Genomic DNA, 13,538 nt, shown 5'->3' on the forward strand with positions numbered 1-13,538 from the left:
CACACGAAAGTAAGACCGATGTTTTCTTTACTCTCGCAAATCGACAAAATTATGCGAGACCAAATTGTAAAATATCTAAAAGACATAACCATTGGCAATCCGAAGGAGCTGTTTGATGTGTTGAATTTCATAGCGCCGTTGATCGATGGCTGGAGTCTGACCGAACCCAAGTCCGGCAGACAGATAATGCGATTTGCATCCGTCAAAGCAAGACAATCCGCATATGTCGATTTTACAATACCTAAGAAATCAGGCGGATATAGGAAAATCAGTGCTCCGGTCAAACCCTTGAAGGCTATCCAGTCAGCAATCAACATACTTCTGCAAGCCATATTCGTCCCCGATGAACACGCCACCGGCTTCGTATTAAATAGAAGTGTCAAGGAAAACGCCTTGATACACGTGGGTCAAACCTGCATATTTAATATGGACCTTGAAAATTTCTTTCCGAGCATCACCAAACTTATGGTGCGCCAGGCTCTGCATCGGGAGCTTGGTGACAGATTGCAAAGCAATGATGTAATCAATATTATTTGCAGACTATGTACAGTTTCGGATAGTGAGGGTGTCGAAGTACTACCACAGGGTGCTCCAACATCGCCGGTTCTATCCAATATAGTTCTCAAAAGCCTTGACAAAGATATGTCAAAGCTTGCTGAAAGAATGGAATGTAAATATTCGCGCTATGCCGATGATATAACATTCAGTCATAGCAAATCAATTCGCAGAATGAGTCCCTTCTGGCAATCAAGACTTTATAACATTATTGCGAAGTACGGACTTAAAGTGAACGAGAAGAAAACAAAGACATTTGTACCCGGCACACGTAGAGAAGTTACCGGAGTCGTTGTAAGCGATAAAATCAACGTCCCGCGCTCTTACATAAAACAACTGCGAGTACTTCTGCACTTGTGGGAGAAATATGGCTATGCACAAGCACAAATCATCTTTACAAGGGATTTCTGCAAGGGTATGGAAAAGAATCTTGTCAATGTAATAGATGGTAAAATTAACTATCTTGAAATGATCAAGGGCAAAGATGACCCAACATATCGTAAGTTCAAAAGCAGATTCAGCCATCTTCAATGGAAAGAAAAGCAATATTCAAACCAAATACAGAATGCAATATGAACATCATTTATCTTCATGGGCTTTCCTCATCGGGACAGTCCAACACAGCAAAAAAGTTGAGGGAGTTACTACCGGAGGACAACGTTGTAACTCCTGACATTCCAGTCAGTCCAATAGAGACTCTTCAATTGTTATTGAGTCTTGCAGGAGAGTATCGCCCCGATGATACAATTGTAATCGGCACCTCAATGGGTGCAATGTATGCTTCTCAGATGAAAGGCTATCGCCGAATCCTTGTCAATCCCGCATTTCACGTCTCAGACCTTCTGAAAGAAAACAATGGTGAGAGACTACGATTCTTTTCAGAAAGAGAAGGCGGATGTGAATCCTTTGAAGTTACAGAAACACTAATCGATCAATTTGAAGAAATGGAGGCAAACCTGTTTTATGTCGGCGATGTGACTCCGGAGTCTGTAATCGGACTCTTTGGCGATAAAGATGATGTTTGCAACTGTCAGGAAGAGTGCTGCGATGGCTATTTTTACTGGTCGTCATTCAAGGGTGGTCATCGTCTTACTGAAGAAGTGATTAAAAACACCCTGCTTCCGGTTATCAACTGGATGAAAGAGCCGGATTACACTTCAAAAAGGATTTTTTTATCATTTGAGGATATAACTCCCGGCGATATTGGCTACATCGGCGACATGAACAACAATGAGAATGCCTTCAAAATATACAAGAAGGGTTTTGGTCGCAAGTGGTACGAAGAAATAGTGCGTGAGTATCAGGGTACGAAGCTGCTTGATGGCCGCGTAGTAGACTTGCATTTCCCCGTTCTTCCTGAAGGAGTGAATGAAGATTCCGTACAACTTGTCTATGGCAATCGTTACTGTCAGAACCCCTCGGTAGAGATCTATGGAGATAACGGCGTTCAAGTCATTGACGGTAAATTTATTATCAACGACAATATTCTTGTCCACAGAACTAATCGGTAATCATCGCGATTTCGGGGGCTGATACAGAAAACATAATTCTGATGCATTAAAACACACACTTATATGAAAAATTCTGCCGGTATGTCCGTTGAGGTACTGACCGGCAGAATTTGCTTCTTGGCATATGCGGTTTTTGATAAATCTAAAAAAAGGTAGCAGGACTATAAGCCGGGTTATGTCACCGCGGGACTTCTACACTTGGACCCGAAGATCCGGAAGGTTGCCGCGGCGCCCGTGTCATTTATCTAATCGGTGCCTCGCTTTGCTTCGGCACTCCAGCAGCCTACCCCCCGGCTATGGACGAGCAGCCCATTGTGACACTTCGCTATTGCGAAAGTTGTTCTGTCACGCGCCGGTATACATGGCCTTGCAACCCATAAGACGTGCGGCATGCCATGTTGCCATGACACCCGGTGGGCTCTTACCCCACCTTTTCACCATTGCCTGCCATCCAGACCCTTGCGGGACGGAATTGTCGGCAGGCTGTTATTTTCTGTCACGTTACTCTGCCGTCACCGACAGCTCACTGTTAGAGAGTATGGTGCTCTGTGTTGCCCGGACTTTCCTCTTGCCGCTCCGGAGCTCACCTCCATCGGCAAGCGACACAAGCGTCCTGCTACCACTGCAAAGTTACGAATAAATTTCAGGAAATCTTTGCCTGTGACGGTAATTTATAGTATTTTTACAGATAAAACCATATCGCCACCATGACTTTTGTTGAAGTTCTTCTGCCAGTTCCTATAAGCGGAACGTTCACCTACAGTGTGCCTGAGGCCTTGGCTGATTCCGTCAGAATCGGTTATAGGGTAATTGTTCCGTTCGGAAGAAAGAAGTTTTACACAGGTATTATTGCCTCTCAGACACAGGTGGCTCCTCAGGGGTATGAGGTAAAAGACATCGCTTTGATCTTAGATGAATGGGCCGTGGTCAAACATCCGCAGCTTAAATTTTGGAACTGGATGGCAGACTATTATCTCTGTACTCCGGGAGAAGTGATGAGAGCAGCCATGCCGGCGGGATTGAAAATAGAGAGTGAGACTTTCGTGTCTGCCGATCCGGATTATGAAGAAAAGCCTTATGAGAGACTCTCGCAAAGGGAAATGGTTGTGATGAACTATATTCTGGGCTGTGAGAAGAAGCAGCCTCTTGATCTGATCGGCAAGAAGACCGGATTTGCAAACATAGGCCCGATAATAAATTCACTTCTTGAAAAGGGAGCGGTGCAGATTTCAGAAAATCTTGTAGAGCGTTATCGTTCTCGTAAGGAAACTTATGTAAGACTGACGGTTGATAAAGGTGATTCCGATGGTTTGCACAAGGCTTTTGATTCTGTCAGGTCTGGCAGCATGCAGGAAAAAGCCCTTCTGGCCCTGATTGAGATTTCGGCTTTCATGCGCCAGGATTCGGAACTTCAGGAGGTGACACGCACGGAACTGATGGAGCGGTCAGGAGTAACGACTACTGTGATCGCGGCGATGGCAAAGAAAGGGATTGTAGATATTTATAAAAAAGAGATCAGCCGGTTTTCATATTCAGGACTTGTCACAGGTGAGTTGCCTGTACTGAGCGAAGCTCAGGCCTCGGCTCTCGACAGTATTCATAAATCATGGTTTGAAAAGGATATCACCCTTCTCCGCGGAGTCACTTCAAGCGGAAAGACTGAAATCTATATTCATCTGATTGACTATGTTCTGCGGCAGGGGCGGCAGGCTCTATATCTTGTGCCTGAAATAGCGCTGACAACCCAGTTGACCCGTAGACTGCAGAGGGTGTTCGGCGACAAGGTGGTGATCTACCATTCGAAATTCTCGGATAATGACCGTGTCGATATCTGGAAAAAGCTACTCGCCTCTTCAGACCCCTGCGTGGTTATTGGGGCCCGTTCTGCCGTGTTTCTGCCGTTTGCGTCATTGGGGCTTGTGATAGTTGATGAGGAGCATGAAAGCGCTTACAAGCAGCAGGACCCGGCTCCGAGATACAATGGACGCGATGCGGCTATCGTGCTGGCTTCAATGCATGGTGCAAAAACTCTTCTCGGAAGTGCCACTCCGGCAGTCGATACATATTACAAAGCTCTGACAGGACGCTTCGGGCTGGTTGAACTTACTGAACGCTATGAAGGTCTCCGGCTTCCTCATGTTGAGATAGTCGACATGGCGGCAGCGAGAAAGAGGGGAGAGGTTGAAGGCACTTTCTCTCTTCTCACCAGGAGACTTGTCAACGAATCTCTTCAGAGGGGCGAGCAGTCGATACTTTTTATCAACCGCAGAGGCTATGCACCGATAGCACGCTGCAAACTTTGCGGTTATGTGCCGAAATGTGAAAATTGTGATGTCTCGCTGACATATCACAGGCATTCCGACAAACTGATATGTCATTATTGCGGTACCCCCTACGGTGTGCCCGAAGTCTGCCCGGCATGCAAGGAACCGGGCATAGAAGTTCTCGGTTATGGAAGCGAACGTGTTGAAGAGGAAATCGACTCCTTGTTTCCGACAGCCTCGATCGCCCGCATGGATCTCGATACCACGCGCAGTAAGGACGGATATGAAACGATAATTGACAATTTCTCAAAAGGGAAGTCTCAGATATTGGTCGGAACCCAGATGGTGACCAAAGGTCTTGACTTCGGACGAGTGAGCGTGGTAGGAGTCATAAATGCCGACAGTATAGTGAATTTTCCGGATTTCCGTGCATCGGAGCGCGCGTTCAATATGATCGAGCAGGTGGCCGGACGAGCCGGTAGGAAAAGTGACAATGGAGTGGTGGCGGTTCAGACATATAATCCTTCTCATCCTTTGTTTGACTTTCTTGTCCGTCATGATTATGAAGGTTACTATCAGCGGGAAATTCAGGAACGCCAGCAATATAATTATCCGCCTTTTGTAAGAATAATATATGTATATATAAAACACAAGGACCCGGCGGCAGTGTCGGCTATCGCATTTGAATTTGCTTCGCGCCTGCGTGTGTTGCTTGGGAATAGAGTCAGTGGTCCCGACGAGCCATATGTGGCAAGAATTCAGACTTTATACATAAGACGTATAATGCTTAAAATCGAGACTCAGGCCTCGATTTCAAAAGTCAAGAGCCTGCTGAATGATATAAGGATAGAGATGACCAACAGCCGTCAGCTTTCAGGTGCGGTGCTTTACTACGACGTTGATCCAATGTAAGGCATAGCATAGCGGGACAGCCGCGAATGCTCCGATGGCATCGGCAAGTCCGTCAGCCCAGTCTCCGCTGCGGCCGAGTCCCATTGCATTCTGAATGAATTCCACAGCGATGCCGAACAGCGTCACTGCAAGGCTTGCAACCAAAGCCTGACCAATGGAGAGTCGCTTGCCGGCAACATGGCGTTCGAATATAAAGGTAAGCGCCAGTCCTCCGAACATGCAGCAGTGGGCAAGCTTGTCAGCCCCTGGAAATAAAGGAAGTTCCTCCTCCCCAAAAGGCTTGGGAAGGAGGGTAAGATACAGGATTATAACCGCCACAGCCAGCGTGAGCTGGTAGGACGGTATGAATTGTAATGCTTTCATTTATAGGGTGTCCGTTAGCGGGCAGCCATAAGATTTGAGCTGACCATGTCACGGTATGCCATAAGCCCGTTGTTAGAAAGTTCGACGATGCTGCGTGTGCCGTCAGGAGCAGGCAGCGCCACATGGGTGTCATCGATGAATGTCATGAGTTCATAGCTTTCGCCGCCGGGAATAGCAACGCTCCAAGTCTGGTCATCCTTGTCAAAATCAAGACGGACTACGGATTTGTCATTTTCAGAGGTTATGGTATAGCCTTTTCCATCGCATTCCACTATGTAGCGGCCATCTTTACCGTCAATCACTTTCTTGCCTGATGCTACGGGGTTGTCACCGCTCCAGAATTCAATCGAGTTGAGCACAATGACATCGGCAAGGCATGAAACTTCATAGACGGGAATGATCCAGAATGCGAAGAACACGAGTTCATTCACAAATTTGTTGCCAACTTGTTGGTTCCATGACAGAAGCTTGTTCGTAAGAGCGAAACTGCCGATACATGAAGTCGAGAGAAGAGAGCCTGTAAGTACAAGCGCGATTGCAACAGGTAAATAGCGTTTTTTCATAAGGATAAAAACATTAGTTGAAAGTGATTATTAAATATTATCCGGATTCGGAGTGTGGTTTGGCAATCAGGCTTTGATCCGTGCTTTGTTGTAAAAGCGGTAGACTCGGTTGACGTAGTCAAATGTTTCACGTCCACGGGAATATCCGTATTTTACCACCGGATCTTTATAGTATCTTGGATTTGATTTCCAAAGGATTGCTTTGGCCACATTGTTGTCCCATTTCTGAGGGTTTAGCCCATATTTTTTTGCAAGATTTATGGCGTCATAGACATGTGCTATACCGGAATTATAGGCGGCGATAACGAACTTCTTCCGCTCGTTTTCGTCTGGGACTTTTGCAGCCAGTTGTTTGTCAAGATCTTTAAGAAGCTTAAGCGCGGTTTCAATCGCTACATCATTTTTCATCACGCTTTTTGCTGTCTGGCCATAACCTTTTGCGGTCTTAGGCATTATCTGCATCAAGCCTCTTGCTCCAGCCCACGATACAGCCGTAGAGTCAAATTTGCTTTCTACATATGCTTGGGAGGCGAGAAGTTTCCAGTCCCAGCCATAGTTTGCTGCATACTGCTTGAACAGATGGTCAAATGGTGTGACTCTGCTTCCGTTGAATGCGTAGCGGCCTCCGGGTTCGTTTTTGCTCATTTCAAAGTAACGTTTGAGCAGCATTGCCTGTTCTTCTCTTGGCTTGTCACTGTTAAGCCATGCGTTGATGCTGTCGCCAAGCCAAGCTCTGTCCGGAGCTACAGCCCATGCTGCTCGTTGTTCGAAACTAAGCGGGAGAGTGATGTCGAGATCGTTGTAGTATGTCTTGTTGATTCGGGCAATATCGCTGTCTACAATGGTAAGCGGAATGGAGCCTTTGCTGACCATTGCGATGAGATCTTCTGTGATCATCGTGTCACGGCTGACAGTGTGGATGTTTATTCCGCCTCCGAGTTCATCGTTTAGATTGCGGATTCGGGCTTCGTATTTTGAATCGGCTTCTACGTAAACATCTTTGCCTACAAGATCAGTGACATCATCGATGAGTTCTGCTTCACCCTTTTTGGGTTGTACAAGTACTTGGGTTGTCACAGTTTCCGGGCCGCAGGCAACTACATTGTCTTTATATTCAGCTGTTATAGGCACTTCATAGGCTATCAGATCGACCAGTCCGGAGTCAAGCATTTCAACCGCCCGTGAAAGAGTAGGGGCGATCTCTATTTTCAGGGCTATATCCTTGTCGACCGCCAAAGACGTCACAAGTTCATAGTCATAGCCCATTTCCTGTCCTTTGTAGATAAAATATGCTTCAGGACTGTATAGTGTCACAACCTTCAGCGTGTCAGGCAATAGGTGGTTTCCGGCTGCTGATGTAGTATTACCTGACACTCCGTTCCGGCTACAACTGTAAAGTGTGGCCAGGCAGAGTACCAGTGTTATAGGAGCCAATATTTTCAAACCATTCTTCATAAGATATGCGTCGGGTTAATAGTTCTTTTCTCAGTTATTATATTTGCGCATAGTTCTCAATGAGAGATGGTGGTCAAGGGGACCTGGTCAGGTCAATATTCAAATACGCCGGCCGATGACTTGATTGTCAACTTGTTTGCAGGCGCATCCTCTACACGGCCAATTATACGTGATTCGATTCCGAATTCCTCGGCAATCGCCATTACCTTTTCAGCTGCTTCCGGACGGACATATATTTCCATGCGGTGGCCCATGTTGAATACTTTGTACATTTCGCTCCACGGTGTCCCGCTTTCTTTCTGTATCAGATCAAACAGAGGCGGAACAGGGAACATGTTGTCTTTGATTACATGCTTGTTTTCCACGAAGTGGAGCACCTTGGTCTGGGCGCCTCCTGTGCAGTGGACCATGCCGTCGATTTCAGAACGCATCTCGCTGAGAAGCTTCTTGATTACGGGTGCATATGTGCGAGTGGGGGAAAGCACCAGTTCTCCTGCTGTCAGGGGTGTGCCATCAACATGGTCTGTGAGTTTCTTCGCCCCGGAGTATACGAGATCTTCGGGCACGGCAGCATCGAAAGTTTCAGGATATTTTTCTGCAAGATATTTTGCAAAGACATCATGACGGGCCGATGTGAGTCCGTTGCTGCCCATTCCGCCATTGTAGCGACTTTCATATTTAGCCTGTCCGAAAGATGCAAGGCCAACTATAACATCGCCTCCTTTGATATTGGCGTTGTCAATCACATCGGCGCGTCGCATGCGGCAGGTAACGGTTGAATCTACAATAATGGTTCTCACAAGGTCTCCGACATCGGCAGTCTCGCCGCCGGTCGAATAAATGCCTACTCCCATCTCACGCAGCGTAGCGAGAAGTTCCTCTGTACCGTTGATAATGGCAGAAATGACTTCGCCGGGTATAAGATTCTTGTTTCGGCCGATAGTCGAGGATACAAGAATGTTATCGGTGGCGCCGACACAAAGAAGGTCATCGATATTCATTACAAGTGCATCCTGCGCGATGCCTTTCCATACAGACAGATCGCCGGTTTCACGCCAATAGGCATAGGCCAGTGACGATTTAGTGCCGGCTCCGTCGGCGTGCATTATGTTGCACCAGACAGGGTCACCGCCTAAGATGTCAGGGATGATCTTACAAAATGCGTGAGGGAATATCCCTTTGTCGACATTCTTGATTGCGTTGTGCACATCCTCTTTTGAGGCAGATACACCGCGGAGATTATAGCGCTGGTCACTCATAATTTCTCGTAGATGATAATTTAACAAACGTGAGTTGGAACTTGTTTGACAAAAGTTTTTACAAAATTACAAAATTTTTATCTAAACAACGAGCCCTCGTTATCCTTTTTGTGTATTCTGCAACAAATATCATGGGCGGTGGCATGGCCTGAATGTTATGTTCCGGCTTCATGACACTTCCGCAATCAAGTTTTGTGGTTTCAGACTGGAATCGAAAGCATGGGAATGTCTGAGTGAAACAGAAGTTTATGGGCAAGTGACGGGTTAAACAGCCTGGCAAATATATTTTTATGTGGGGTCGGAACGACTATGAGCTCGATCTTGTTCTGATTGTCAAGGACTTTAAATTCTTCAATCTCGTTTGACTGTGACAATTGGAGGGCTTTGAATGTATAGGCTGGATAATTTTTTACACAGTATTCTTTCAGATTGCCGAGAGCCTCCGCATCGCCTTTGGGCTTTTTCTTTGAAGGGATAGAGGCCAGTGTGACAGACAGCGATTGCTCCGGGAAAATTCGGTAGAGGGCGTCAAGCGCAAGTATGTCCTGCTGGCGGGACGAGGCGAAGTAAACCACTTCGCGGATATCGGCCACAGACTTGAACCTCAGCGATTCGGGCACAGTGAAGATGCTTGAGCGGCATGAATCAAGAACCTCTGCGGTAACACTTCCGAGCATATCTCTCGATTGCTTGTTTGCTCCGCGAGTTCCCATGACAATAAGCATTGGATGGTGTGTCGAGGCATAGTCTGTGATAACCTCTTCCGGCAAACCTTCCGAAACTTCCGATGAAAAAATGACCGGAGGAATCACTCCGTCTTTCATTTTATCACGCAACAAAGTTTCAAACTCTTTCATCTGCGAATTGCCGAGTTTGTTGAGCTCTTTTTCTTCCTGGATCTCCATGACTGCATCGGCAGAAGTGTCAAATGTCATTGCATCCGTCAATTGGAGCGATGCTGTGTTTGTCAGCATCGGATCTACGTAAGTGTGAAGAAGTTTGATTTTCGCTTTATGCGCTGATGCAATTCTGAATGCCATGAAACAGGCTTGTTTTGATGAATTGGAAAAGTCAATAGGTACAAGAATCTCGGCAGATCCATCGGCGCATTCTTTCAGTGCTGCCGGAGCGAAAATTTCTATGTTTTCAATCACTCTCAGAGCCAACGGCAGATCGCATTCTCTGATCCTGACTCTGATGCCGGAGGATACCACCGGGGTTGAAAGATTGACATTCTGTAATGTAACTTTCACTCCTTCGCATTCAAGAATATTCTTCAACTCATGTGCCTTTTCATAAGTGTGTATGGCGATTGTTATCAAACGGTCCTCCTGCATAGACGTTAATTTATTAAGATTTGATTATTCTATTGAAGTTAAGACTGAGCGGGCTGCTGCTTCCTTAAAAACAAATGGAAGAGCAAAAAGCCGTTGGCATAGCAGACTTTTTACCCTTCCAAAAATGTTATTATGCTATTTATAGATATACTTAATCTTCTTTATTCTGAGCCTGAATGATTTCAACAGCCATGTCATAGATAGTGGTGTCATCAAGAACTACTATGCCCCCATCAGGACCGGGTTCAATATGAACTCCACAATTCTTTCCGAACTCGTAATTTGTGCCGCCAAAGTAATTTCTTACAGTCTGGGGAGTGACATTGAGCTTGTCAGCGATCTGACGGATTGAACCATCAGGCAAACTGTCTTTGATGCGGCGAAGGTCGTTGAACGAGATAGTCTTAGTCATGATACTTATAGGTGTTTGGGGGTTAGTACTTTGTTTAATTAAATAGTGTTGTGGCTTGAAATGTTCCACGTCACTAAATTAAGTTTTAATTTCTAATCAAACAAATAAAAACGCTAAAAATTTCTATGTTTAATAACACCTTTTTTAACTAAACTTTTTCAATATAAATTAACTTAGTGTGTTTCAATAATTAAGAACCAGTCCGATAATGAAAATTAACGAACCGGTTCTTATGAGGTTTGGTTTTGAGATTTTACGTCTGGATATTATGACGTCACAGGTGGAGTCCGCTATATTTTTTCTACTGCAGCGGCGTTGATCCAAGCCCTGTGGGCATTGTCAACCTGAACATCATACCAAAGTGTGCTGATCGAGTCAGATGTCGAGCGGACAGAATCAAGGATCTGCACTCGCGTTCCTTCGTGGAGCAGCATTGCTTCCTGATCACGATCTTTTGGCTCACGGGGCGATGTGCTGAGAATTGTAGATGGTGCTGTCACTATGGCAACATCATCAGCCATAGCTATAGAGGCTGATCTGAAAGCCAGAAAAATGAAACAGAGACAGGCTATGAAAGCAACGATACCTCCGAAGAATCCGGTTTTGCGGACTGCCACCTGGCTGGAGAATATATATGCGACTACTCCGGTAAGCGTGATGACGAAAAACGCGAATGCAAGCCATGACCATGTGTTGGATTTTGCCGAATTAGCAACGGAGTCCAGAGCGTTTCCCATGAATGTACCGCGTTCTCCGGCCCGATCTGCAATCTTGGAGTTGACGAATTCCAGATTGTTGCGGGCATCGTCAAAGGTTGGGTTAAGGCGTAGTGCTCTTTCGTATGAGAGAATAGCTTTGCCCAGTTCTCCCATCCGGTAATAGCAGTTTCCAAGGTTGTAAAGAATTTCAGCTGATGTGCCTTCCTCTTTGATGACATGCTGATATGCGGCTGCGGCTTCCTGAAAATTGTCGGCTGTGTATGCTGAGTCTGCCTGGTGCAGTATGTCAGAAGCCTTGACCGGAATAACCGAGCAAAGACAGATTGCAGTCAGCAGGAATATTAGTTTTCTCATCGTTTGCAGTTTTCGAGGTTATTGATGACATTGACTCCCTTTTCATAGACATTGTCCATCCGGCTTGAGCTGTCAGGAGTGTAACGGGCCATTTCACAGTCGTCAAGCACTTCAACGAGCCCGGCTGTGCTTTCTTCCGAATATCCTTTTGATGCAAGAGTCGATGAAATATTCTCACGGGAGAGCTGAGACACAGGCATTGAAAGCTTGTCAGACAGATAGCCCCAAAGAGCCCGAAGCATTTCCTCATAGAACTTTTCACTGTTTCCGGCTTTCATGAATGCTTCTGCGGCTTTGAGACGTCTCTTTGCCACTTTGCTTGCTTTGGCTGTCCGGCGGCCGGTGACGTCTGCGGAGAGTTTTGTCTGGCGCCGGTTGATAACGATAAGCGCCACGGTCAATACGAGCAGCCCGGCATATAGTCCCCAATACCAGCCTTTGGTAACGACCAATATGTGCGCCTGTTGTGGGTTCTTTTCTCCAAGGTGAATGTGACGGATGTCTGAGTTTTTATTCTCGACATCTTTCTGTTCTGCGGACACCGGAGTTGACAACCCTTTTGCTACTTTGATTGAATAGGCCGGAGTGGTGAGAGTCACATATTGTTTGGACTGTGGATTAAAATATACAAATTTGTCACTGCCGATGGAGAAGTCTCCCACACTTTGGGGCACGAATGTATATTCGACAGTCATAGATCCGTAGACTTCATTTCCGTGGACTTCGGTCTGGATGTCGCTCTTAGGAGTATACTGCTCGAATTCAGTCGGGAAATCAATTTCAGGCTCTTTGACGTATTTGATATTGCCTGTTCCCTTGATTGTATAGATCAGAGTTGCCGGGTCATTGGTGCGGAATGTGTTGCCGACCATACGGCTGTCAATGCTGAATGAGCCTACAGCTCCGGTAAATCCATCGGGTTGAGGCTGGGGGAGGGGCAGGATGTTGAGAGAGCCGGTGTTAGAACTAACTTTGATTCTTGCTTCGCGTGGCTGGCGCACCTGGAACATACCCATGTTGACATTGTCATACTGGACCACTGAAATGTCATAATTGCCGGAGTTGATGGTAAGTTTGCCACTTTTCTGCGGGAAAATTATGCAGCGTTTGAGCACGGCTGTCATATAGTTCTGCCCATTGTATGTCTCCATCTCATTGAGTGAAGGCTGAACATCAAGTTCCTGAATCAGACAGCCGTCAAACGAAGGCTGTTTCGTCGGCATGAATGATGAAATGCTGTATTTGGTATAGAGCTTGATGGTACATCCGATAGCTTCCTGTTCATACGCGGATGACTTGGACAGAATGATGCGTACAAACACGTCATCACTGTTGACCCGGCGACCGGCGGTCTGAGTGTCGACATCATCGACATTGACCGGGCGCTGTGAAGCGGGTTTGTCACGGTCGGCGCTCTCATGAATTGTAAAAGATACGGCTTTGGTTGAGTAGCGCTTGCCGTCAGCCATGACGGATGCGGCAGGGATAGTATATTGTCCTGCCTTGCCGGCTTTATAGTAATAAGTATATTCAACCGATGATGATGAAACGGCTTTGCCGTTGGTCACCTGATAGCTTTGCCGCTGAGAGACCGAAGGACCGTAGAGAAGCGTACAGCCATTGATCTGAGAGACACTCAGGTCTGAACCGTCGGCGTTGCTTAATCTGAAAGTGATCGGGAAGCGGTCTCCTTCATAGACGCGGGTGGGCGGCTGAACTGAAAAACTGACCTGTGCGAACACATTCTGGCAGATCAGCAGAGTCCCTAATAATATAAATAGTGAAAAACGTTTCATTCCTTAAATTCTCAAAATTATAAGAGGTCGTTTAATGA

At 46.2% G+C, this 13,538-nt stretch carries 11 protein-coding genes and 1 other RNA gene; 3 read left to right on the forward strand and 9 right to left on the reverse strand.

Annotated features, from left to right (window positions below; translation table 11 throughout):
• Positions 1 to 18: 18 nt before the first annotated feature.
• Both FDZ78_RS13635 and FDZ78_RS13640 read left to right on the forward strand, forming a co-directional pair.
• Positions 19 to 1,131: a reverse transcriptase family protein gene (locus FDZ78_RS13635; protein WP_160632102.1), complete on the forward strand. Its 1,113-nt coding sequence runs from the start codon at positions 19 to 21 to the stop codon at positions 1,129 to 1,131.
• Positions 1,086 to 2,066: a YqiA/YcfP family alpha/beta fold hydrolase gene (locus FDZ78_RS13640; protein ID WP_124075833.1), complete on the forward strand. Its 981-nt coding sequence runs from the start codon at positions 1,086 to 1,088 to the stop codon at positions 2,064 to 2,066. The genes FDZ78_RS13635 and FDZ78_RS13640 overlap by 46 nt, the downstream gene beginning before the upstream one ends.
• Positions 2,067 to 2,214: 148 nt before the next feature.
• Here FDZ78_RS13640 and rnpB read toward each other — a convergent pair.
• Positions 2,215 to 2,686, reverse strand: an RNA gene (gene rnpB, locus FDZ78_RS13645) — RNase P RNA component class A.
• An 87-nt stretch (positions 2,687 to 2,773) separates the two neighbouring features.
• Here rnpB and priA point away from each other — a divergent pair.
• Positions 2,774 to 5,242, forward strand: a complete 2,469-nt coding sequence (priA, locus tag FDZ78_RS13650) for a primosomal protein N' (protein WP_136408776.1) — start codon at positions 2,774 to 2,776, stop codon at positions 5,240 to 5,242.
• On the opposite strand, the gene FDZ78_RS13655 is transcribed toward priA, so the two are convergent.
• The 8 genes from FDZ78_RS13655 to FDZ78_RS13690 all read right to left on the reverse strand — a co-directional run bounded on the left by FDZ78_RS13655 (position 5,204) and on the right by FDZ78_RS13690 (position 13,500).
• Positions 5,204 to 5,605 carry a VanZ family protein gene (locus FDZ78_RS13655; protein ID WP_136408777.1) on the reverse strand — a complete coding sequence of 134 codons (402 nt, stop codon included), beginning with the start codon at positions 5,603 to 5,605 and terminating at the stop codon, positions 5,204 to 5,206. The two genes, priA and FDZ78_RS13655, sit on opposite strands and share 39 nt — an antisense overlap.
• Positions 5,606 to 5,619: 14 nt before the next feature.
• Complete coding sequence (locus tag FDZ78_RS13660) at positions 5,620 to 6,168, reverse strand: DUF3332 domain-containing protein (RefSeq protein ID WP_136408778.1); 549 nt, start codon at positions 6,166 to 6,168, stop codon at positions 5,620 to 5,622.
• Positions 6,169 to 6,234: 66 nt separating this feature from the next.
• Positions 6,235 to 7,602, reverse strand: a complete 1,368-nt coding sequence (locus FDZ78_RS13665; protein WP_160631185.1) for a transglycosylase SLT domain-containing protein — start codon at positions 7,600 to 7,602, stop codon at positions 6,235 to 6,237.
• Positions 7,603 to 7,715: 113 nt separating this feature from the next.
• Positions 7,716 to 8,882 carry an AIR synthase-related protein gene (locus FDZ78_RS13670; RefSeq protein ID WP_123398231.1) on the reverse strand — a complete coding sequence of 389 codons (1,167 nt, stop codon included), beginning with the start codon at positions 8,880 to 8,882 and terminating at the stop codon, positions 7,716 to 7,718.
• A gap of 200 nt (positions 8,883 to 9,082) precedes the next feature.
• Entirely contained in the window at positions 9,083 to 10,219 is a 1,137-nt protein-coding gene (locus FDZ78_RS13675; RefSeq protein WP_136408780.1) for a universal stress protein, read from the reverse strand.
• A gap of 151 nt (positions 10,220 to 10,370) precedes the next feature.
• Positions 10,371 to 10,631 (reverse strand): DNA-binding protein, encoded by a 261-nt coding sequence (locus FDZ78_RS13680; RefSeq protein ID WP_107031485.1) that lies wholly within the window; start codon positions 10,629 to 10,631, stop codon positions 10,371 to 10,373.
• Positions 10,632 to 10,921: 290 nt separating this feature from the next.
• The gene (locus tag FDZ78_RS13685) at positions 10,922 to 11,704 is read right to left on the reverse strand and encodes a tetratricopeptide repeat protein (protein ID WP_136408781.1); all 783 of its coding nucleotides are present in this window, start codon (positions 11,702 to 11,704) and stop codon (positions 10,922 to 10,924) included.
• Positions 11,701 to 13,500: a BatD family protein gene (locus FDZ78_RS13690; RefSeq protein WP_123398228.1), complete on the reverse strand. Its 1,800-nt coding sequence runs from the start codon at positions 13,498 to 13,500 to the stop codon at positions 11,701 to 11,703. The genes FDZ78_RS13685 and FDZ78_RS13690 overlap by 4 nt, the downstream gene beginning before the upstream one ends.
• Between the last annotated feature and the right edge of the window lie 38 nt (positions 13,501 to 13,538).

The sequence above is a fragment of the Duncaniella sp. B8 genome (assembly GCF_005304985.1).
In the GTDB taxonomy this organism is placed as follows: Bacteria; Bacteroidota; Bacteroidia; order Bacteroidales; family Muribaculaceae; genus Duncaniella; species Duncaniella muris.